Annotated in this window: 23 protein-coding genes; 7 read left to right on the top strand and 16 right to left on the bottom strand. The window is 62.8% G+C overall.

Translation table 11 applies throughout. The features are described 5' to 3' along the window. Positions 1 to 3: 3 nt before the first annotated feature. Positions 4 to 1,110, bottom strand: a complete 1,107-nt coding sequence (locus APH28_RS21750; protein WP_060512587.1) for an NADH:flavin oxidoreductase/NADH oxidase — start codon at positions 1,108 to 1,110, stop codon at positions 4 to 6. 454 nt (positions 1,111 to 1,564) lie between these two features. Between APH28_RS21750 and APH28_RS21745 the strand changes: the two genes are divergently transcribed. Further along, positions 1,565 to 1,846: a hypothetical protein gene (locus tag APH28_RS21745; protein ID WP_060512586.1), complete on the top strand. Its 282-nt coding sequence runs from the start codon at positions 1,565 to 1,567 to the stop codon at positions 1,844 to 1,846. A 143-nt stretch (positions 1,847 to 1,989) separates the two neighbouring features. Further along, entirely contained in the window at positions 1,990 to 2,253 is a 264-nt protein-coding gene (locus APH28_RS21740) for a DUF3077 domain-containing protein (RefSeq protein WP_060512585.1), read from the top strand. Positions 2,254 to 2,274: 21 nt separating this feature from the next. Here the strand turns inward: APH28_RS21740 and recJ are convergent, their stop codons facing one another. Both recJ and APH28_RS21730 read right to left on the bottom strand, forming a co-directional pair. Further along, positions 2,275 to 3,984 (bottom strand): single-stranded-DNA-specific exonuclease RecJ, encoded by a 1,710-nt coding sequence (gene recJ / locus APH28_RS21735; protein ID WP_060512584.1) that lies wholly within the window; start codon positions 3,982 to 3,984, stop codon positions 2,275 to 2,277. 30 nt (positions 3,985 to 4,014) lie between these two features. Further along, a complete protein-coding gene (locus tag APH28_RS21730) occupies positions 4,015 to 4,557 on the bottom strand; it encodes a YaeQ family protein (RefSeq protein ID WP_060512583.1) in 543 nt (180 codons plus the stop codon). Between the two features lie 133 nt (positions 4,558 to 4,690). Here APH28_RS21730 and APH28_RS21725 point away from each other — a divergent pair, with 133 nt between their 5' ends. After that, positions 4,691 to 5,890, top strand: a complete 1,200-nt coding sequence (locus APH28_RS21725) for a CaiB/BaiF CoA-transferase family protein (RefSeq protein ID WP_060512582.1) — start codon at positions 4,691 to 4,693, stop codon at positions 5,888 to 5,890. 11 nt (positions 5,891 to 5,901) lie between these two features. Beyond that, positions 5,902 to 6,759, top strand: a complete 858-nt coding sequence (locus APH28_RS21720) for a TIGR02285 family protein (protein ID WP_060512581.1) — start codon at positions 5,902 to 5,904, stop codon at positions 6,757 to 6,759. 152 nt (positions 6,760 to 6,911) lie between these two features. Here APH28_RS21720 and APH28_RS21715 read toward each other — a convergent pair whose 3' ends face one another. The 12 genes from APH28_RS21715 to ffh form a co-directional block, all read right to left on the bottom strand. Then, positions 6,912 to 7,193, bottom strand: coding sequence for a DUF3509 domain-containing protein (locus tag APH28_RS21715; protein WP_060512645.1), 282 nt, complete (start codon positions 7,191 to 7,193; stop codon positions 6,912 to 6,914). A gap of 61 nt (positions 7,194 to 7,254) precedes the next feature. Next, positions 7,255 to 7,659, bottom strand: coding sequence for a hypothetical protein (locus tag APH28_RS21710; RefSeq protein ID WP_060512580.1), 405 nt, complete (start codon positions 7,657 to 7,659; stop codon positions 7,255 to 7,257). A 131-nt stretch (positions 7,660 to 7,790) separates the two neighbouring features. Further along, positions 7,791 to 9,200 carry a threonine synthase gene (thrC, locus tag APH28_RS21705; protein ID WP_060512579.1) on the bottom strand — a complete coding sequence of 470 codons (1,410 nt, stop codon included), beginning with the start codon at positions 9,198 to 9,200 and terminating at the stop codon, positions 7,791 to 7,793. Between the two features lie 49 nt (positions 9,201 to 9,249). Further along, positions 9,250 to 10,554 carry a homoserine dehydrogenase gene (locus tag APH28_RS21700; RefSeq protein WP_060512578.1) on the bottom strand — a complete coding sequence of 435 codons (1,305 nt, stop codon included), beginning with the start codon at positions 10,552 to 10,554 and terminating at the stop codon, positions 9,250 to 9,252. A gap of 82 nt (positions 10,555 to 10,636) precedes the next feature. Beyond that, positions 10,637 to 11,395, bottom strand: a complete 759-nt coding sequence (locus APH28_RS21695; RefSeq protein ID WP_027920100.1) for a thioredoxin fold domain-containing protein — start codon at positions 11,393 to 11,395, stop codon at positions 10,637 to 10,639. A 153-nt stretch (positions 11,396 to 11,548) separates the two neighbouring features. Continuing rightward, a complete protein-coding gene (xerD, locus tag APH28_RS21690; protein ID WP_060512577.1) occupies positions 11,549 to 12,445 on the bottom strand; it encodes a site-specific tyrosine recombinase XerD in 897 nt (298 codons plus the stop codon). Positions 12,446 to 12,584: 139 nt separating this feature from the next. Then, entirely contained in the window at positions 12,585 to 12,992 is a 408-nt protein-coding gene (locus APH28_RS21685; protein ID WP_060512576.1) for an acyl-CoA thioesterase, read from the bottom strand. 94 nt (positions 12,993 to 13,086) lie between these two features. Next, positions 13,087 to 13,437, bottom strand: coding sequence for a 50S ribosomal protein L19 (gene rplS / locus APH28_RS21680; protein WP_023629812.1), 351 nt, complete (start codon positions 13,435 to 13,437; stop codon positions 13,087 to 13,089). A 42-nt stretch (positions 13,438 to 13,479) separates the two neighbouring features. Continuing rightward, positions 13,480 to 14,232 carry a tRNA (guanosine(37)-N1)-methyltransferase TrmD gene (gene trmD / locus APH28_RS21675; RefSeq protein ID WP_003252146.1) on the bottom strand — a complete coding sequence of 251 codons (753 nt, stop codon included), beginning with the start codon at positions 14,230 to 14,232 and terminating at the stop codon, positions 13,480 to 13,482. A 3-nt stretch (positions 14,233 to 14,235) separates the two neighbouring features. Next, positions 14,236 to 14,772 carry a ribosome maturation factor RimM gene (gene rimM / locus APH28_RS21670; RefSeq protein ID WP_060512575.1) on the bottom strand — a complete coding sequence of 179 codons (537 nt, stop codon included), beginning with the start codon at positions 14,770 to 14,772 and terminating at the stop codon, positions 14,236 to 14,238. Between the two features lie 5 nt (positions 14,773 to 14,777). Then, positions 14,778 to 15,029: a 30S ribosomal protein S16 gene (rpsP, locus tag APH28_RS21665; RefSeq protein WP_008094480.1), complete on the bottom strand. Its 252-nt coding sequence runs from the start codon at positions 15,027 to 15,029 to the stop codon at positions 14,778 to 14,780. A gap of 235 nt (positions 15,030 to 15,264) precedes the next feature. Further along, a complete protein-coding gene (gene ffh / locus APH28_RS21660) occupies positions 15,265 to 16,641 on the bottom strand; it encodes a signal recognition particle protein (RefSeq protein WP_060512574.1) in 1,377 nt (458 codons plus the stop codon). A 196-nt stretch (positions 16,642 to 16,837) separates the two neighbouring features. Here ffh and APH28_RS21655 point away from each other — a divergent pair, with 196 nt between their 5' ends. The 3 genes from APH28_RS21655 (at position 16,838) to APH28_RS21645 (ending at position 20,438) form a co-directional block, all read left to right on the top strand. Further along, positions 16,838 to 17,647 (top strand): inner membrane protein YpjD, encoded by an 810-nt coding sequence (locus APH28_RS21655; RefSeq protein ID WP_060512573.1) that lies wholly within the window; start codon positions 16,838 to 16,840, stop codon positions 17,645 to 17,647. Between the two features lie 9 nt (positions 17,648 to 17,656). Beyond that, positions 17,657 to 18,862 (top strand): transporter associated domain-containing protein, encoded by a 1,206-nt coding sequence (locus APH28_RS21650; RefSeq protein WP_060512572.1) that lies wholly within the window; start codon positions 17,657 to 17,659, stop codon positions 18,860 to 18,862. Positions 18,863 to 19,136: 274 nt separating this feature from the next. Further along, entirely contained in the window at positions 19,137 to 20,438 is a 1,302-nt protein-coding gene (locus APH28_RS21645) for an MFS transporter (RefSeq protein WP_060512571.1), read from the top strand. Positions 20,439 to 20,470: 32 nt separating this feature from the next. Here APH28_RS21645 and purT read toward each other — a convergent pair whose 3' ends face one another. Continuing rightward, positions 20,471 to 21,652 (bottom strand): formate-dependent phosphoribosylglycinamide formyltransferase, encoded by a 1,182-nt coding sequence (gene purT, locus APH28_RS21640; protein ID WP_060512570.1) that lies wholly within the window; start codon positions 21,650 to 21,652, stop codon positions 20,471 to 20,473. Positions 21,653 to 21,657: the final 5 nt, after the last annotated feature.

The raw sequence follows: 21,657 nt of genomic DNA, 5'->3' as shown, positions 1-21,657 counted from the left end.
CGATCAATCCCGCAAATCCGACTCGTGAATCGGGTTGGCACGGCTGGTCGCCCTCTGATATTGCGCCGGCCAGGTGGCCTTGTTGCCGCCAAGATCATCATCAGCATGCAACGGCCAGTAAGGATCGCGCAGGAGCTCCCGCGCCAGGAAGATCACGTCAGCCTGCCCGGTGCGCAGAATATGCTCGGCCTGGGCAGGTTCAGTGATCATGCCGACAGTGCCGGTGGCAATTTCTGCTTCCTTGCGCACGCGCTCGGCAAAGCGCGTCTGGTAGCCGGGGCCTGTCGGGATTTCGGCGTTGACCGAGGTCCCGCCCGAGGACACATCGATCAGGTCGACACCCAAGACGCGCAGGCGACGAGCCAGTTCGACGGTTTCGTCCGGGTTCCAGCCATCCTCGACCCAATCGGTCGCCGATACCCGCACAAACAGCGGCAATTCAGCCGGCCAGACGTTGCGCACCGCTTCGACCACCTGAAGGGTCAGGCGAATGCGGTTTTCGAAGCAGCTGCCATATTCGTCGCGGCGTTGGTTGCTCAACGGTGAAAGGAACTGGTGCAGCAGGTAACCATGGGCGGCGTGGACTTCAACCACCTTGAATCCGGCTTTCAGCGCCCGCTCGGTCGAGGCGACGAAGGCGCTGATCACGTCCTGGATCTCGTCGTTGCTCAACTCTCGTGGCGGTGTGTGCTGCGGGTCGAAGGCAATCCTCGACGGCCCCACGGGCTGCCAGCCGCCGTCTTCGAGCTTCACACTGCCCTGCTTGCCCAGCCACGGCCGATAGGTACTGGCCTTGCGCCCCGCGTGGGCCAGCTGGATGCCGGGGACGGCGCCTTGCGCAGTAATGAAACGGGTAATGCGCTGCAATGGGGCGATCTGTTCGTCGTTCCACAGGCCGAGGTCTTCGGCGGTGATGCGACCATCGGCAGTCACCGCGACGGCTTCGCTGATGACCAGCCCGGCGCCACCGACGGCGCGGCTCCCCAGGTGAACGAGATGCCAGTCGTTGGCCAGGCCATCGACAGCGGAATACTGGCACATCGGCGAAACCGCGATGCGGTTGGGCAACGTCAGCTGACGCAGGGTGTAAGGCTCGAGCAGCAGGCTCATGAGGGCACCTCCCAAGGACTCCAATGGTGATCCGGCCCGGACACTCAAGTGCACATCCCTGGCCCGGTAGCGGTCATTAATCAGACTAGACCAGATTGGTGGGGGGGAAGGTTCAGTGAGATTGCTGACTGGTCCTACGCATGTTTCAGACGCTTCCTACGCGTATGAACTGGCGGTGCATAGATAAGGAAAATATCCTACAAGCCCTGTCGACTCGCGTCTGATTGTCCCTGGATACACCGCCCTTTAGGCTTTTTCGTGTCGCTGATGTTTAGCGTCCGGGAGTGGAATCCTGGTCAATTACTGAGTGGCTGTCGTCATGGCAGTTGTGCGCGGGAGGCCGCAAAGCCTACCGGGTTTACTCGTAGCCTGGATTCCACACCGCGTACAACTGCCACCCATCCGTGTGGAATCGGACAGGCTGGTTAATCAATAACCTTACGAGTCGTTCCATATGAAGAAAATAGTCCCCGATCCACCCCATCATTTCGACCTTCCCTCCGACAAGACCCTCACCAACGCCGTCAGCGAGGGCATCGTGCCTATCGATCACGTGGTGATGAATGTCACTCACTACCTGATGCTTGCCTATAACCATTGCCATCGAACCCTCGACGCCATCGAAGATGACCGCACCCGGGAGTCGCTGGTAAACGGGCTGCGTGCCATGCAGATTGCCTGGGGCCAGGCGGATGCACTGTCACTGGCCTTGGAGCGGAGTAGCAGCCTGCATTGAGGTTGGATTTGCTGGCCTCTTCGCGGGCGCGCCCGCTCCAACATGGTGATCACAGGCTTCAAGAGTTGCGCCTGACCTGTGGGAGCGGGCGTGCCCGCGAAGAGGCCATAACAGGCAGTGGAGAAATTTCAGGAGAGGAATCGATGACCACAGACGACACCCAATTCACCGTCGGCAAAACCACCTTCTTCCAAGGCGAACACCAGACCCATCCCCTGTTCCGCATCGAACCAGGCATTCCCTGCAGGGATGCCCGCGAACAGGCCTCGGAGTTGATGGGCTATGTAAGAGAACTGACCATCATCGGCCTGATGGATGAAAAACCGATGATGATCTGGGCATCTCATTACCTCAGCGCTATGGCCAAAGCACTGATGGATGATGCTGAGCTAGGCATGAATAGCTGAAAGTCGTACCGACCGGTGAATTCAGCGCGGCTCCATATGCGCAATCATCAACTGCACACTCTCATTCCCACGAAACTCGTTCACATCCAGCTTGTACGCCAGTTCCACCCAACGCACCGTCGGGTTCGGCCACACATCGCGATCAATGCCAAAGGCAATGCCATCCAGCCGCACCGACCCGCACTCGCTCTTGAGCACCACCTTCAGGTGCCGCTCGCCGACAACCCGCTGCTCCACCAACTGGAACACCCCATGGAACAGCGGCTCGGGGAAGTGCTGCCCCCACGGCCCGGCATTGCGCAGGGCCTTGGCCAGGTCGAGGTGGAATTCCTCCACGGCCAGGCTGCCGTCCGAGAGCAGGCGACCGGTCAGGTCCTCTTCACGCAGCTGGCGACGGACTTCTTCATCGAACGCTTCGGCAAACGCCGGGAAGTTGCTTTCAGGCAGGGACAGCCCCGCCGCCATGGCATGGCCGCCGAACTTGCTGATCAGCTGCGGCTGGCGCGCCGCCACCGCATCCAGCGCGTCGCGGATATGGAAGCCCGGCACCGAACGCGCCGAGCCCTTGAGCATGCCGTCGCCGGCATCGGCGAAGGCGATGGTTGGCCGGTGGTAACGCTCTTTCAGGCGCGAAGCGAGAATCCCGATCACACCCTGGTGCCAATCGGCATCGAACAGGCACAGGCCATAAGGCATGGACTCGACCGGCAAATCCTTGAGCTGGGCCAGGGCCTCGCGCTGCATGCCCTGCTCGATCGACTTGCGGTCCTGGTTCAGGTCATCCAGCTGCTGGGCCATGTCTTGGGCCAGGGCTTGGTCTTCACACAGCAGGCACTCGATGCCCAGGCTCATGTCGTCCAGGCGCCCGGCGGCGTTGAGCCGTGGCCCGAGGATAAAGCCAAGGTCGGTGGAGGTGATGCGCCGGTGGTCGCGCCGCGCCACTTCCAGGATGGCCTTGAGGCCAGGCCGGGCGCGGCCGGCGCGGATGCGCTCCAAGCCTTGGTGGACGAGGATGCGGTTGTTGGCATCCAGCGGCACCACGTCGGCGACGCTGCCCAGGGCGACCAGGTCGAGCAGTTCGCCGATGTTCGGCTGCGGCTGCGTTTCGTAACGGCCCAGGCTGCGCAAGCGTGCGCGCAGGGCCATCAGCACGTAGAAGATCACCCCGACCCCGGCCAGCGACTTGCTCGGGAAGTCGCAACCAGGCTGGTTCGGGTTGACGATGGCATCGGCATCCGGCAATTGCTGGCCTGGCAGGTGGTGGTCGGTGACCAGCACCTTGAGCCCGGCCGCCTTGGCCGCGGCAACCCCTTCGACGCTGGAGATACCGTTATCGACGGTCACCAGCAGGTCCGGCTGGCGCTCAAGCGCCACCTGGACAATTTCCGGCGTCAGGCCGTAGCCGTATTCGAAGCGGTTGGGTACCAGGTAGTCGACATGGGCCGCGCCCAGCAGGCGCAGGCCAAGCACACCGACGGTGCTGGCGGTGGCGCCGTCGGCGTCGAAGTCGCCTACGATAAGGATGCGCTGGCGCTGGTCGAGGGCTTCGACCAGCAGGTCCACCGCCGCCTCGATGCCCTTGAGCTGCTGATACGGCAGCAGCCGGGCCAGGCTCTTGTCCAGTTCGGCCTCGGACTGCACCCCGCGGGCGGCGTACAGGCGGGTCAGCAAGGGTGGCAGGTTACCCAGGAATGGCAGGGTCGATGGCAGCGGGCGGGGTTCGATACGCATGGGATCTTCGGCAGTCAGGTGTCAGTCGGTTCAGCCACGCTCACCGAGCAGCCATTGCAGTTGCACTTCGTGCTGGCCACGGTCATCGGTGACGAACACGGTGCCTTCGCTGATCATCACATCCCACTTGATGGTGCGCGGCATGTCGGTGGCCAGCACCTCCAGAACCTCCTGCGGCACCGCCGCAATGTTCAGGTTTTTCAAGCCTTTGACCGCACTGACCACTTTGCCTTCCCAAACGCGCAGGCTGCCGTAGGCCAGCAGGCTGGTGCGTTCAGTGCGGCGCGAGCACCACGTCAGGCGGTCGGCGTCCGGCTGGCCGACTTCGATCCAGTGCAGGATGCGGTCGTCCAGGCTCTTTTCCCACAGCGCCGCTTCATCCACATCGGACAGGCCACGGCCGAACGACAGGTGCTCGTTGTACCACAGGGCGTAGGCCAGCAAGCGTACGGCCATGCGCTCTTCGGTTTCCGAAGGGTGGCGGGCGATGGTCTGGCGAACGTTTTCATACACGCCGCGATCGAGGTCGGTCAGGTTCAGTTCGAATTTGTAGGTGATGGACGGCTGGGCCATGGTCGAATGGGCTTCGTGCGTAGAGAAAAGTCACCTAGTCTAACCGATCCTGCCCGGGCTTGCGCCGGAGCAGTATCGGTGGCTTCGGACCTATGCTAAAACCACGGCTCTGACCAGTTGCCACGGATGCCTCATGTCTACGCCCAGCAAACCCCTCGCCGGCCTGAAAGTCATCGAGCTCGGCACCTTGATCGCCGGCCCGTTCGCCTCGCGGATCTGCGCTGAATTCGGCGCCGAAGTGATCAAGGTCGAGTCGCCGGACGGCGGTGACCCGCTGCGCAAATGGCGCAAGCTGTACGAGGGCACATCACTGTGGTGGTTCGTGCAGGCGCGCAACAAGCAGTCGCTGACGCTCAACCTCAAGCACCCGGAGGGCCGTGAGGTGCTCAAGCGCCTGCTGAGCGAGGCCGACATCCTGATCGAGAACTTCCGCCCCGGTGTGCTGGAAAAACTCGGCCTGGGCTGGGACGTGCTGCATGCGCTCAACCCGCGCCTGGTCATGGTGCGCCTGTCCGGCTTTGGCCAGACCGGGCCGATGAAGGACCAGCCGGGCTTCGGTGCGGTCGGTGAATCGATGGGCGGGCTGCGTTACATCACCGGCTTCGATGACCGCCCGCCCGTACGCACCGGGATTTCCATCGGTGATTCCATCGCTGCGCTGTGGGGGGTGATTGGTGCGCTGATGGCACTGCGTCATCGCGAGGTCAACGGTGGCCAGGGCCAGGTGGTGGACGTGGCGCTGTACGAGGCGATCTTCGCCATGATGGAAAGCATGGTCCCGGAGTTCGACGTGTTCGGCTTCATCCGCGAACGTACCGGCAACATCATGCCGGGCATCACCCCCTCCTCCATCCACACCAGCGCCGACGGCAAGCATGTGCAGATCGGCGCCAACGGTGACGCCATCTTCAAGCGCTTCATGCAGGCCATCGGCCGCAACGACCTGGCCGACGACCCCAGCCTGGCCAGCAACGATGGCCGCGATGCCCGCCGCGACGAGCTGTACGGGGTGATCGACCGCTGGGCCAACAGCCTGCCGCTAGACGCGCTGATGCGCATACTCACCGACGCCGAAGTACCGGCCAGCCGCATCTACTCGGCCGAGGACATGTTCAACGACCCGCAGTACCTGGCCAGGGAAATGTTCCTGCAGGCGCGCCTGCCGGACGGCAAGCCGTTCAAGATGCCAGGCATCGTGCCCAAGCTCTCGGATACGCCAGGCTCTGCCGAATGGGTTGGCCCGACGCTGGGTGAACACACCGACAGCGTGCTGGCTGCCCTGGGTTATGACCCGGCGGCGATCGCCAGCCTGCGCCAGGCCGGCACGGTCTGAGGCTGCTGCAGATGCGTTTGCTGCCCTTGTGCTGCGCGCTGCTGTTCACCCTGCAGATGGCACCGGTGCAGGCCAAGGAGCGCCTGCTGTGGCTGGTGCGCGACCTGCCGCCCTTCACCGTGTTCGAAGGTTCGGAGAAAGGCCGGGGGGTCATCGACCAGATGCTGCCGCTGCTGATCGAGCAGATGCCCGAATACGACCACAGTATCGTCAGGGTCAACCGTGCTCGCGGAATCCAGATGCTACAGGATCCCGCCAGCTTCACCTGCGACCCGACGCTGCTGTGGACTGCCGAACGCGCAAAGTTCGTTAACTTCTCGCAACCGACACTTGGGGTGCAGAGCAGCGGTGTGGTGGTACGCAAAAGCGGGAGTGCACTGCTGGCACCCTTCCTGGACGGCCAGCAGGTCGACCTCAAGGGGTTGCTCGGCACTACCCAGCTGAAGCTCGGTGTCGTCGCCGAGCGCAGTTACAGCAGCCAGGTCGACGAGATCCTGCGCCAACTACCCGACTCGGCGTTCAGCCGTCATTATGGCAACGATGCCACCGCCAACTTGCTGCAAATGCAACAATTGGGGCGCCTGCAATTGGTACTGGGCTACTGGCCGGAGGTGCGCTACCTGATTCAGCAAAATGGCGGGTCACCGGCGGACTATGAGTTTCACCCGATCCAGGGCGTAAACCGCTACCAGTTCCTGCACGTAGGCTGCTCGGACACGCCACTGGGGCGCGCTGCCATCAGCCACATCGACCAGGTGCTACCTGCCCTGCGCCTTGATAGCCTGCCCGCCCTGTATGCACACTGGCTTGACCCCGAGATGCGCGCAACCTACCTGGAAGAGAGCAAGCACTTCTTCGAAAACCGCTGAGCTGCAGCCAGTGAAAGGCGCGCAAAAAGAAACCCCGGACGCTGGGGAAGACGCCCGGGGCCAATCGAAAGTCCTCATGGACTTCCCGCGACAACCTGCCAGTACCGGAGCTGTGCACTGGCCGGCTGCCCTTGATCTTTCTGATGCGCCAATCAGGCAAAGGTTCCCTGTGGCTGCTGGCGCTGCTGCAATGCCGCAATCACACAGGGCTGCAAGCGCCCTTCGACGATCTGCAGGTCACGGTGCAGGCCGTCTACCAGGTCGATCAGCAGGCTTTGCTCCTGCAACTGGCGCACGCTGACCGTGCGCTGCAAGGCGGTGCCGCCAAGGCTGTCGTATACGGTCAATTGGCGGTTGCCGCTGGTATCTGTGGCACCCAGCGTGGCTCGGTAGGGAGTAAGCGCGTCGTTGAGCAGTCTGCAGATTCTTTCCATCCGGATCACTCGCTTGTAATGGACATGAATGAACTGACCAGCAAGCGCAGCGGAAAGTTCGTTACGCATGGCTGTTCCGGTGAGCATGCGTGGGTGGCGTGACAGTTTGAATACGCTGCAGGGCTTGTTGCCAGCGTCTGACTGGCAGGGGGAATGGGAGGTCGGCAAGCACCCACAGGCCTTGGCGACGGGCTTCATGGGCGAGGTTCGGGCTGCCTGCTCTGGCATGGCCGACGAACAGCACGGCACGGGTGTAATGGGCCCGTTCGAGCACAGCCAGGCCATTGCTCACGGCATGGTCGAGGACCAGCAGGTCCGCGCGCGGTTGACGGGCCAGGCAGATATCGAGGTCGGCCACGTCGTGAGTGACGCGCACGTTGAACAGGCCCTGGGCGTTGCAGGCCTGGTGCAGGAGAATCTGATGGGATGGACGTGCCGGGTGGATCAACACGAAGGGCTGTCGCATGTGCCGCTCCTTGAGGAAAGGACCGGTCACTCTAGGCAAGGCTTCCATAACCTTACATAGGACAATTCCGCAAAAGGTATAGGAAGCGCCTGAAATCCGGGGCTGCTTTTCAGCCCCGGACGCCAAAGCAATTACAAAGGCTTGCCGCGATTACCATGCTGGCTGACGAACGCCTGAACGGCCTTCAGGTCATTGGCCAATACGGTGCAACGCTCTTCACGGCTGAACAGGTCGCTCAGGTGCGCTGGCAGTTCCAGCGCCTTGCCGACACCGGCCTTCTCCACCGCTTCCGGGAACTTGACCGGGTGCGCGGTACCCAGCACCACCATCGGCGTGTCCAGGCTGCGGCGGCACTCGCGGGCGGCCTTGACGCCGATCGCGGTGTGCGGGTCAAGCACTTCACCGGTGGCGGCGAACACTTCGGCGATGGTCTCGCAGGTCTGCTCGTCGCTGACGGCCAGCGAATCGAACAGCTTGCGTGCCTCGGTCCAGCGGTCCTGCTCGACGCTGAAGCCACCGCCCTGCTTGAAGCTCGCCATCAGCTCGGCCAGCGCAGCGCCGTTGCGGCCGTGCAGGTCGAACAGCAGGCGCTCGAAGTTGGACGACACCATGATGTCCATCGACGGCGACAGCGTCGCGTGCAGGGTTTCCTTGACGTACTGGTTGCCGCTCATGAAGCGGTGCAGGATGTCGTTGCGGTTGGTAGCGACGATCAGCTGGCTGACCGGCAGGCCCATGTTGCGCGCCAGGTAACCGGCGAAGATGTCGCCGAAGTTGCCGGTCGGTACCGAGAACGCCACCGAACGGGCCGGGCCGCCCAGCTGCAGGGCTGCGTGGAAGTAATAGACGATCTGGGCCATGATCCGCGCCCAGTTGATCGAGTTGACCGCAACCAGGCGGGTGCCCTTGAGGAACGACTGGTCGGCGAAGCTGGCCTTGACCATCTCCTGGCAGTCGTCAAAGTTGCCTTCAATGGCGATGTTGTGAACGTTGTCGCCAAACAGCGTGGTCATCTGCCGGCGCTGCACTTCCGACACGCGCTGGTGCGGGTGCAGGATGAAGATGTCGACGTTCTCGCAGCTGCGGCAGCCTTCGATGGCAGCGGAGCCGGTGTCACCGCTGGTGGCACCGATGATCACCACGCGCTCGTTGCGCTTGGCCAGCACGTGGTCGAGCAGGCGGCCGAGCAGTTGCAGGGCGAAGTCCTTGAACGCCAGGGTCGGGCCGTGGAACAGCTCCAGTACCCACTCGTTGCTGTTCAGCTGGCGCAGCGGGGCGACCGCAGCGTGGGCGAACTCGCCGTAGGTTTCTTCAAGGATCTTCTTGAAGTCAGCATCGGCGATGCTGCCTTCAACGAACGGGCGCATCACCCGGAAGGCCAGCTCGTGGTACGGCAGGCCGGCCCAGGAAGCGATCTCTTCCTGGGTGAAGCGTGGCAGGTTCTCTGGGACGTACAGGCCGCCGTCGCTGGCCAGGCCAGCCAGCAGCACGTCTTCGAAGTTCAGGGCCGGAGCCTGGCCGCGGGTACTGATATAGCGCATGGGTGCAAACCTTCGATGCTAGGGCCGCACGAGCGGCCCGATTGGCAAATTAATTCAGCTGTTCGACGCGGATGCGCACGACCTTGCCGACCACGTCCTGCAGGGCTTCCAGGGCGACGATGGCGTCGTTGATGCGCTGCTCGACCACACCGTGGGTCAGCAGGATCATCGGTACCAGGCCGTCCTGTTCCTCGGCTTCCTTCTGCATGATCGACTCGATGTTGATGCCACGCTCCGAGAGGATGCTCGCCACCTGGGCCAGCACGCCCGGGTGGTCCTTGGCCTGGATGCGCAGGTAGTAGGCGCTCTTACAGGCTTCGATCGGCAGGATTGGGTGTGCCGAGAGCGAGTCTGGCTGGAAGGCCAGGTGCGGCACGCGGTTTTCCGGGTCGGAGGTCATGGCACGGACCACGTCGACCAGGTCACCTACCACCGACGAAGCGGTCGGCTCCATGCCGGCGCCGGCGCCGTAGTACAGGGTGGAACCGGCGGCATCGCCGTTGACCATGACTGCGTTCATTACACCATTGACGTTAGCGATCAGGCGGTCGGCCGGGATCAGCGTCGGGTGCACACGCAGCTCGATGCCTTCGGCGGTGCGGCGGGCCACGCCCAGGTGCTTGATGCGGTAGCCCAGCGCTTCGGCGTAGTTCACGTCAGCGGTGGTCAGCTGGGTGATGCCTTCGGTGTAGGCCTTTTCAAACTGCAGCGGGATACCAAAGGCGATGGACGCCAGGATGGTCAGCTTGTGGGCGGCATCGATACCTTCGACGTCGAAGGTCGGGTCGGCTTCGGCATAGCCCAGTGCCTGGGCTTCAGCCAGCACGTCGGGGAAGGCGCGGCCTTTCTCACGCATTTCGGTGAGGATGAAGTTGCCGGTGCCGTTGATGATGCCGGCCAGCCAGTTGATACGGTTGGCCGACAGGCCTTCGCGGATGGCCTTGATCACCGGGATACCGCCAGCCACTGCCGCTTCGAAGGCGACGATGACGCCTTTCTCGCGGGCTTTGGCAAAGATTTCGTTACCGTGCACAGCGATCAGCGCCTTGTTGGCGGTGACCACGTGCTTGCCGTTCTCGATGGCCTTGAGCACCAGATCGCGGGCGATGGTGTAGCCACCGATCAGTTCGATGACAATGTCGATTTCGGGGTTGCTCGCAACTTCGAACACATCAGCGGTAATGGGGGTACCGGTAATCTGGCAGTTCGGGTTCTGCGAGCGCATGGCAATCTGTGCCACTTCAATACCGCGCCCGGCACGGCGGGCAATCTCCTCGGCGTTGCGCTGAAGTACATTGAAGGTTCCGCCACCGACGGTCCCCAACCCACAGATGCCTACTTTGACCGGTTTCACTGTGAACTCCCCATTGAACGGCCGGCGCCTTCACCGACCGTGAAACATGCCGTCACCCCATGACGACGGCGTATTGAATTGATTACTTGGCGGCTTGCTGCTCGCCCGCAAGGGCCAGTTTGGCCACTTGTGGTGCGGGCTGGTAGCCCGGAATGACATGGCCGTTCTCGAGCACGATGGCCGGCGTGCCGTTGACGCCGATCTGCTGGCCCAGCTGGAACTGCTTGCTGACCGGGTTGGCGCACTTGGCGGCCTTGATTTCCTTGCCCTCGACCATCTTGTCCATCGCCGCGCGGCGGTCGCTGGAGCACCATACGGCCTGCAACTGTTCATCACCCGGGGAGCCGAGGCCCTGACGCGGGAACGCGACATAGCGCACTTCGATACCGCGGCGGTTGAGCTCGGGTACTTCGGCGTGCAGCTTGTGGCAGTACGGGCAGGTGGTGTCGGTAAACACGGTGATGTGCGACTTGGTCTCGCCCTTGGCAGGATAAACCACGGTCTCGGCGGCTGGAATGCCGTTGATGAGCTTGGCGACGCCCTGACGCTCGGTCTTTTCGGTCAGGTTGACTGGTTTGCCGTCCTGCAGCTGGTACAGGTAGCCCTGCATGACGTACTGGCCATCAGCGCTGGCATACAGCACACGGCCGCCTTGCAGCTTGACTTCATAGAGGCCGTTGAGCGGGCTGCTGCCGACGCTTTCAACCGGCACTTCGAGTTCGAGGTTCTGCAACGACTTGCGGATGGCCTGCTCGGCGCTGGCATTGCTGTCTGCCGCGGCAACGGCAAAGGTACTGGCCAGCGCCATCACGGCGGCGGCGAAAATCTGGGTCACGCGCATGGGGAACTCCTGGAGGCGGACAGGGGCCGGAGGGCGTCACCTGCGGAAAAACGCGGCGACCGTGCGGCCCTTGATGCAAACCGCCCAAGCCTACCACATCACGCTGCTGATGAAGGGGCCTGCAAGGACCGGTCGGCGGAACATGAAAAACATTCATCCACGTGGATGGTGCTGGGCATGCAACTGCTGCAGGCGCGCCTTGGCCACATGGGTATAAATTTGCGTAGTCGACAGGTCGCTATGGCCCAGCAGCATCTGCACCACGCGCAAATCGGCGCCATGGTTGAGCAGGTGCGTGGCAAAAGCGTGGCGCAGGGTATGCGGCGACAGCGGTTTGTCGATACAAGCCACTCGCGCCTGGTGCTTGATGCGGTGCCAGAAGGTCTGGCGGGTCATCTGCTCGCCACGCTGACTGGGGAACAGCACATCGCTTGGGCGGCCGTTGAGCAGCTCGGCGCGGCCATCACGCAGATAGCGCTCCAGCCAGACCACCGCCTCCTCACCCATCGGCACCAGGCGCTCCTTGCTGCCCTTGCCCATCACCCGCAATACGCCCTGGCGCAGGTTGACCTGGTCGAGGGTCAGGCTGACCAGCTCGGTCACGCGCAGGCCGCAGGCGTAAAGAACTTCGAGCATGGCGCGGTCGCGCTGACCGATGGCTTCGCCCAGGTCCGGAGCCTGCAGCAAAGCTTCGACGTCCGCTTCCGACAGGGACTTGGGCAAGGGCCGGCCGAGTTGCGGCATGTCGACCTGCAAGGTGGGGTCGACGGCGATCAGTTTTTCCCGCAGCAGATAGCGGAAGAAGCCACGCAGGCCTGAAAGAAAGCGCGCGGTGGAGCGCGGCTTGTAACCTTGGTCGAGGCGCCAGGCCAGATGGTCGAGGATCAGTTCACGGCCGGCCTCGGGCAGCGTCACCGAATGCTCCTGGAGCCAGCCATTAAACAAGGCCAGGTCACTGCGGTAGGAGACGCGGGTGTTATCGGACAGGCCTTTTTCGAGCCACAGGGCGTCGAGGAACTGGTCGATCAGGGGGTGGTCTAGGGCGGGCATTCGCGGCTGCTGGGTGTTGGAAGTCGGCCTAGTGTTTCACAGCCGCACAATGATTGTCTGTACTGGCCTCTTCGCGGGGCAAGCCCGCTCCTACAGGGTACGCGCAACTTGCCCCGCGAAGAGGCCCGCACGGGACAACTCAGGCATGGGGCAACACCGGCACCGGGCGCTTGTCCTCGTCGATGGCGACAAAGCTGAACACCCCATGGATCGCTCGCTCGCGCCCATCCAGGTACATGTTTTCGACGAACACATCCACCTGCACCTGCAAGCTGGTGTTGCCCACCTTGACCACCGTGCCCACCAGCTCGACGATCGAGCCGGCCGGGATAGGGTGCTTGAAGTCGATACGGTCGGTGGACACAGTCACCAGCGGCAGCCTGCAGAAACGCGTAGCGGCGATGAACGACACTTCGTCCATCCAGGCCAGCGCAGTACCGCCGAACAGAGTGTTGTGGTGATTGGTGGTATTGGGGAAAACCGCTTTGGTCACGCGGGTCACCGACAGCTCGGTGCGGCGCTGGATTTCCTGATCTCGAGTGGTCATATCTGTCACTTTTCACGGGTTTCAAAACGCAAAAAAGCAGCCCGAAGGCTGCTTTTTTCTCGCTAGGCGGCCTTGGCCACCGGGCAAACTGTACTCAGGACAGTTTTTCCTTGATGCGAGCGGCTTTGCCGGACAGGTCGCGCAGGTAGTACAGCTTGGCTTTACGCACGTCACCACGACGTTTCACGGCCAGGCTGTCGATCTGCGGGCTGTAGGTCTGGAAGGTACGCTCAACGCCTACGCCGCTGGAGATCTTGCGCACGGTGAAGGCGCTGTTCAGACCGCGGTTACGCTTGGCGATGACAACGCCTTCGAACGCCTGCAGACGGGAACGATCACCTTCCTTCACTTTAACCTGGACGACGATGGTGTCGCCTGGTGCGAAGGTCGGGATTTCCTTGCTCATCTGCTCTGCTTCGAGCTGCTGGATGATCTTGTTGGTCATGCTGTGCTCCTAAGATGGATACGTGATCCACCATCGATACGTTTAACTATCGTCCCGCTCGCGGAGATATTCCTCGAGCAGCTTCTTCTCTTCTCCAGAAAGCGAGCGACTTTCCAGAAGATCGGCGCGTCGTTCGAAGGTCCTACCAAGGGACTGCTTCATTCTCCATCGCCGGATATGTGCATGGTTGCCACTTAGCAACACGTCGGGAACACGCTGATCCGCATACACCTCAGGTCGGGTGTAATGCGGGCAATCCAGCAGACCGTCGGTGAAAGAGTCTTCCTCCGCCGAGTCCACATGCCCTAAAGCTCCGGGCAGCAGCCGTGTAACCGCATCGATCAGTACCATGGCCGGCAGCTCGCCACCGGAAAGCACATAGTCGCCAATCGACCACTCCTCATCGACATGAGCCTCGATAAAGCGCTCGTCGATGCCTTCATAACGACCGGCAATCAGGATCAACGATTCCTGTTCGGCCAGGCCTTTGACCGCCTGCTGAGTCAGCTTGCGGCCTTGTGGCGAGAGGTAGATCACCTTCGCCGCTGCTCCGGTCGCTTGCCTGGCGCTAACCAGGGCGTCTTCCAGAGGCTTGATTTTCATCACCATGCCCGGACCACCGCCAAACGGCCGATCATCCACGGTATGGTGGCGATCTGTGGTGTAGTCCCGCGGGTTCCAGCAAGTCACCTGAAGCAACCCCTGTTTCACCGCGCGGCTGGTAATGCCGTACTCTGTGATGGCCGAGAACATCTCGGGGAACAGCGTGATGACGTCTACGCGAAGGTTACCCATCGTTTAGAAGTCCGCGTCCCATTCAACCCGCATCACGCCTGCTTCCAGGTCGATACCGAGCACACATTGCGCCGTATAGGGCAACAGACGCTCGCGATCATCCAGGCTGCCTGCGCAGGGCTTGACCACCATTACATCGTTCGCACCGGTCTCCAACAGGTGATCGACCTTGCCGAACAGGTGTTCGTCCTGGTTGATGACCTTCAGACCCACCAACTGGTACCAGTAGTACTCGTCGGCAGCCAGGTTGGGCAAAAGGCTCCGCGCAATGCAGATTTCGTGACCACTCAGAAGACGGGCTTCATCACGATCATCGAGGCCTTTCAGTTTCACGACCAGGCCCTTTTGGGAGCCACGACCGCTGACCAGCTCGACCTGCTTTACCTTGCCTTCGTGCCGAAGCGTCCAGCGTGGATAATCCAACAGGTTTTCAATCGGATCGGTAAAGGAATACACCTTCACCTCGCCGCGAACGCCGTGAACCGAAAAAATCTTGCCAACGACGATGAGGTCGTCAGCCTTTTCTGGCGTCGCGTTCATACTATTTAGGCAGCGGCCTTGGCAGCGTCCTTCAGCAGCTGAGCAACGCGCTCAGACGGCTGTGCACCCTGGCTCAGCCAGTAGGTGACGCGCTCCTGGTTGACCGACAGCTTGACTTCGGCGCCCGAGGCGATCGGGTTGAAGAAGCCTACGCGCTCAACGAAACGGCCGTCACGGGCGTTACGCGAGTTGGTCACGGTCAGGTGGTAGAATGGGCGCTTTTTCGAGCCGCCACGGGCAAGACGAATGGTTACCATGTGAACATTGTTCCTATAGTCGGTGCTGCAAATCTGAATGCCAAATAGGCACACGGGTGCCCAAAAGGCCGCATATTCTCGGGGAATACACGGACATTTGCAAATGCCTTTTTCGGAAGAGCCCTGCCCTACCGTTCAGATTTGCCGGTTAAGCCACGGAATCCGCGGCCGTTGCCCCGCCGGAGCGGGGGTTCCGGGCACCCGCTCATTTAAAAGCAGGCACCCAAAATAGGGGTTACAGCTTCGGCATGCCGCCGCCCGGCAGCATCCCGCCCAGGCCACGCATCATCTTGGCCATGCCGCCTTTGGCGGAGAATTTCTTCATCATCTTCTGCATCTGCTTGTGCTGCTTGATCAGCCGACCGATGTCCTGCACCTGGGTGCCGGAGCCGAGGGCGATGCGGCGCTTGCGCGAACCGCTGATCAGGTCAGGGTCGCGACGCTCGGCCGGGGTCATGGAGTTGATGATCGCTTCCATCTGCTTGAACTGCTTTTCGGCCGCGCCCTGGGCGTTGCCCATCTGCGACAGGTTGACCCCGCCGATGCTTGGCAGCTTGTCCATCAGGCCGCCGAGGCCGCCCATGTTCTTCATCTGCTGCAGCTGGTCACGGAAGTCTTCGAGATCGAAGCCCTTGCCCTTCTTCAGCTTCTTGGCCAGTTTGTCGGCCTTGGCCTTGTCGATGGTCTGCTCGGCCTGTTCGATCAGGCTGAGCACGTCACCCATGCCGAGGATGCGCGAGGCGACACGGTCCGGGTGGAACGGCTCGAGGGCTTCAGTCTTCTCGCCCATACCGATGAACTTGATCGGCTTGCCAGTGATGGCACGTACCGACAGTGCGGCACCGCCACGGGCGTCACCGTCGACCTTGGTCAGCACCACACCGGTCAACGGCAGCGCTTCGCCGAACGCCTTGGCGGTGTTGGCAGCGTCCTGGCCGGTCATGGCGTCGACCACGAACAGGGTCTCGATCGGCTTGACTGCTGCGTGCAGCGCCTTGATCTCGGCCATCATGTCGGTATCGATGTGCAGACGGCCGGCGGTGTCGACGATGACCACGTCGATGAACTTCAGCTTGGCTTCGCGGATCGCAGCTTCCGCGATGGCCACAGGCTTCTGGGTGATATCGGACGGGAAGAAGGTCACGCCGATGTCGTTGGCCAGGGTTTCCAGCTGTTTGATCGCCGCCGGGCGGTAAACGTCGGCGGACACCACCATCACGCTCTTTTTCTTGCGCTCTTTCAGGAAGCGCGCGAGCTTGCCGGCGGTGGTGGTCTTACCAGCGCCCTGCAAGCCGGCCATCAGCACCACGGCTGGCGGCGCGGCATTCAGCGCGAGGTCTTCGTTGGCCGCGCCCATCAGGCTTTCCAATTCGGCCTGGACGATCTTCACGAACGCCTGGCCCGGGGTCAGGCTGCGCGATACCTCGGTGCCGACCGCACGTTCCTTGACGCTGTTGACGAAATCCTTGACCACCGGCAGGGCAACGTCGGCCTCGAGCAGGGCCATGCGCACTTCGCGCAACGTGTCCTTGATGTTGTCTTCAGTCAGCTTGGCCTTGCCGGTGACATGGCGCAGCGTCTGTGACAGGCGGTCGGTCAGGTTTTCGAACATGGTGATCCTTTCAGGCCCAGTAAAAGCCGAGGTTTGTCAGGCGCCTGAGGGGGGAAATGCACACCCGCCAGGCACAGCAAGGCGGCGATTATAACGAAGTGCGGCGGCGGCGCACACCTCGCTGCCGATCGGTCTGGATGGCCGGTGGCGTTCTATGCCAAACTCCGTCTCTTTCAGGGCTCTGCAACCAGGACTTATGGTTTCCTCACCCAGCCTCATCCCCAACCTGATCGCCGCCGGCTTATATATAGCTGCAGCCATCTATCAGGGCTCCCACCTGGCCCAGGGCCGCAAGGCCGACAAACGCCTGCTTGGCCTGCTCGGCGCCCTCGCCGTGGTCGCACAGGGCGGCGCGCTGTTCTTCCAGCTGATCACCCCGCTGGGGCTGAGCCTGGACTTCTTCAGCGCCGCCAGCCTGATCGCCGTAGCGGTCATCGCCCTGACGCTGGTGGCCTGCCTGCGCATCCCGGTGGAAAACCTGCTGGTGCTGCTGTTCCCGCTCGGCGCCGTCACTGCCCTGCTGGCGCAGTTCGCCCCACCCGGCACAGTGCCGCTGATCGACGAAGAACCCGGCATCCTCGCCCACATCCTGTTGTCGATCCTGGCCTACGGTCTGTTCACCATCGCAGTGTTCCAGTCGTTGCTGTTGCTGCTGCAGGACCGCCAACTGAAGAACAAGCACCCGTCCGGGCTGATCCGCAACTTCCCGCCGCTGCAGACCATGGAAAGCCTGCTGTTCGGTTTCCTCTGGGCGGGCTGGTGCCTGCTCTCGCTGTCACTGATTTCCGGTTGGCTGTTCCTTGATAACCTCTTTGCCCAGCATCTTGTGCACAAGACGCTGCTGGCGTGTGTGGCCTGGGTGGTGTTCAGCGTCCTGCTGTGGGGCCGCACCCGCCTGGGCTGGCGCGGGCACAAGGCGATCCGCTGGACCCTGGCCGGTTTCTGCCTGCTGATGCTGGCCTACTTCGGCAGCAAGCTGGTTCGCGAATTCATCCTGCATATCTGACGGTCGCCCATGGACACCCTGCCGTACGCACCGCTACTGGGCATTCTGGCACTGGCACTGTTGTGGTCGGCGCTGTTCAGCGCCGTGGACGCCGCCCGCCTGCAACTTAACGGCTCACTGCGCAATGGCGATGACGGCCAGCCGCTGCTGCCGGCCCAGGCCTTGGTCCTGTGCGCCAGCCTGGGCAAGCTGCTGGTGCTGGGCCTGGCGTGCCTGATTGGTCAACGCCAGAACGGCGAACACGGATTCTGGCTGGCTGGCCTGGCCGCCGTGGCAACCCTGCTGGTATTCGCCGAATTCCTGCCGCGGCGCCTGGCGCGGCGCAACCCGCAGGCCTTCATCAGCCTTGGCCTGAGTCTTCGCCCGTTTCCTCTCGCCCTGCTGCAACCGTTGGCCTGCCTGTTCGACGGCATCGCCAAGCTGCTGCTGCGGCCGTTCCGCGTGCAGCCCACGGCGGTGGCCCTGCACCCGCAGGAGGATGACGACTTCGACGAAGACGACGAGCACGAGGCCCCGCGCCACGGCCTGCTGGACGGCCTGCAGTCTTTGGACAAGATCACCGTCAACGACATCCTGGTGCCGCGCAATGAAGTAGACGGTATCAACCTCGATGACCCCATCGCGCTCATCATCGAGCAACTGATCGTCAGCCGCCACACCCGCCTGCCGGTGTACCACAGCGACATCAACCAGGTCGAAGCGATCCTCAACACCAAGCTCATCAGCCACCTGCTGCCAAAGGCCGAGCTGACGCTGGAGCAACTGCTGGGTGCCTGCTACGAGCCCTACTTCGTGCCGGAAAGCACGCCCCTGCAGATGCAGTTGCTGAACTTCCACAAGCAACAGCGGCGTCTGGGCGTGGTGGTGGACGAGTACGGCGAGGTGCTGGGCATCGTCACCCTGGAAGACATCCTCGAAGAAATCGTCGGCGAGTTCGAGGACGAACACAGCCTCGACAACCCCCACGTGCACCCGCAACCCGATGGCACCTTCGTCATCGAAGGCGCCGCCTCGCTGCGCGAAATCAACCGTTCCCTGGGCTGGCACCTGCCCTGCGACGGCGGCCCGAAAACCCTCAACGGGTTGGTCACCGAAGCCCTCGAAAGCATCCCGGAAAGCGCCGTTTGCCTGAAGATCGGCCGCTATCGCCTGGAAATCCTCGAAACAGAGGACAATTGCGCCAGCAAGGTACTGGTGTGGACCGTGACCCGATAGCTATACTCGGGTCACGCTTACCCAGCCCCGCCGTCCCGCCTGCTACCCGCACCCGGCGCCACACGGCCAGTCCGCTCCACTGACACGCCCCGCGGTCCTGCTTCAACACCCCGAACAGTGCCCGCCCACGCCCCTACCCCCCTTGGGCTATCGTCAGTCGCGCGAACACAACAACAATACGCTCCGGTGTCCGCAACGCTGTGCCTGCCTTCGTACCACGCACACGCCTCGGACAAACGCCATGGAGCGGACCAGACTGTTAGGGACCTACTTAATGACAACCAGCAGCACCTACACCGAAGCGCCTGCCGCGCCGGTCAACTCGCCAGCGCGGGTCGCCACCGCCAGCTTCATCGGCACCGCCATCGAGTTCTACGATTTCTACGTCTACGCCACCGCCGCCGCGCTGGTGATCGGCCCGGTGTTCTTCCCGTCCGGGTCGGGCACCGCGCAGATGCTCGCCGCGTTCATCACCTTCGGCATCGCCTTCCTTGCCCGCCCGCTGGGCTCGGCACTGTTCGGTCATTTCGGTGACCGCATCGGGCGCAAATCGACACTGGTCGCCTCGCTGTTGCTGATGGGCGTGTCGACCACGCTGATCGGCGTGCTACCGGGCTATGACAGCATCGGCGTGTGGGCGCCGATCCTGCTCTGCCTGCTGCGTTTCGGCCAAGGCCTGGGCCTGGGCGGTGAATGGGGCGGTGCAGCGCTGCTGGCCACCGAGAACGCACCCGAGGGCAAGCGCGCCTGGTTCGGCATGTTCCCGCAACTTGGCCCTTCGATCGGCTTCCTTGCGGCCAACGGCCTGTTCCTGGCCCTGGCCATGCTGCTCAGTGACGAACAGTTCCGTGACTGGGGCTGGCGCATCCCGTTCCTGCTCAGTGCCGCGCTGGTGATGGTGGGGCTGTATGTGCGCCTGAAGCTTGAAGAAAGCCCAGTGTTCGCCAAGGCAGTCGCCCGCCACGAACGGGTGAAAATGCCGGTAGTCGACCTGTTCAGCAAATACTGGATGCCAACCCTGCTGGGCGCAGCCGCCATGGTGGTGTGCTATGCGCTGTTCTATATCTCGACGGTGTTCTCGCTGAGCTACGGCGTGACCACGCTGGGCTACAGCCGCGAAACCTTCCTCGGCCTGCTGTGCTTCGCCGTGGTGTTCATGGCCCTGGCCACACCGTTGTCGGCCTGGCTGAGCGACCGTTACGGGCGCAAGCCGGTGCTGATCGTCGGCGGGCTGCTGGCGGTGGCTTCGGGCTTTACCATGGAACCACTGCTGACCTCAGGTTCGACCACCGGTGTGGCGCTGTTCCTGGCCATCGAGCTGTTCTTGATGGGGGTGACCTTTGCGCCGATGGGGGCGCTGCTGCCTGAGCTGTTCCCGACCCACGTGCGGTATACCGGCGCTTCGGCGGCATATAACCTGGGTGGCATCGTCGGGGCTTCGGCGGCGCCGTTCTTTGCCCAGAAGCTGGTGAGCATGGGTGGGTTGAGCTGGGTGGGTGGCTATGTGTCGGCGGCGGCTGTGATCAGCCTGATTGCCGTGCTGTGCCTGAAGGAAACCCGTAATACCGAGCTGTAAGCAATTGGGGCCGCTTTGCGGCCCCAGTCGTATCAGAACTCGACCTTGACCGCCTGCGAAGCACGGGTCGCCTTGGCCCGCGCCGCTTCGACCGACTCATCCCGCGCCAGGCACACGCCCATACGGCGAGTGCCGTTGATTTCCGGCTTGCCAAACAGGCGAATGGCCGTGTCCGGCTCGCTCAGGGCAGCACCCAGGTTGGCGAAGCTGGTCTGCTGCGACTGGCCTTCCGGCAGGATCACCGCCGAAGCCGATGGCCCGAACTGGCGCACCACCGGAATCGGCAGGCCGAGGATGGCACGGGCGTGCAGGGCGAACTGCGACAGATCCTGGGAAATCAGGGTCACCAGGCCAGTGTCGTGTGGGCGCGGCGAGACTTCGCTGAACCACACCTGGTCGCCCTTGACGAACAGTTCCACGCCGAACAGGCCACGCCCACCCAGCGCATCGGTGACTGCCTTCGCCACCCGCTGCGACTCGGCCAGGGCTTTCGCGCTCATGGCCTGTGGCTGCCAGGACTCTTGATAGTCGCCCTTCTCCTGACGGTGGCCAACCGGCTCGAGGAAGGTGGTGCCGCCCACGTGGCGCACGGTCAGCAGGGTGATTTCGTATTCGAAGTCGATAAAGCCCTCGATGATCACCCGGCCCTTGCCGGCACGGCCACCTTCCTGGGCATAGTCCCATGACTTCTGCAGGTCGGCATCGCTGCGCAGCAGGCTCTGGCCCTTGCCCGAGGAGCTCATCACCGGCTTGACCACGCACGGGTAACCGACATCGGCCACGGCCTTGGCGTAGTCCTCATAAGTGTCGGCGAAGTGGTACGGCGAAGTCGGCAGGTCCAGCTCTTCGGCGGCCAGGCGGCGGATGCCTTCGCGGTTCATGGTCAGCTGGGTGGCGCGGGCGGTCGGCACCACGGTGAAACCCTCGTTCTCCAGCTCGACCAGCGTGGCGGTGGCGATGGCTTCGATTTCCGGAACGATGTAGTGCGGCTTTTCCGCTTCGATGATCGCCCGCAGGGCAACGCCATCGAGCATGTTGACCACGTGGCTGCGGTGCGCCACCTGCATCGCCGGGGCATTGGCGTAGCGGTCGACGGCGATCACTTCGACGCCCAGGCGCTGCAGCTCGATCACCACTTCCTTGCCCAGCTCGCCACAGCCGCAGAGCAGTACACGGGTCGCGGTTGGCGACAATGGGGTTCCGATACGGGTCATTTCAG

The sequence above is a fragment of the Pseudomonas sp. NBRC 111124 genome, from assembly GCF_001320245.1.
Taxonomy (GTDB): Bacteria; Pseudomonadota; Gammaproteobacteria; order Pseudomonadales; family Pseudomonadaceae; genus Aquipseudomonas.
This window is presented reverse-complemented; position numbering and strand designations above follow the sequence as displayed.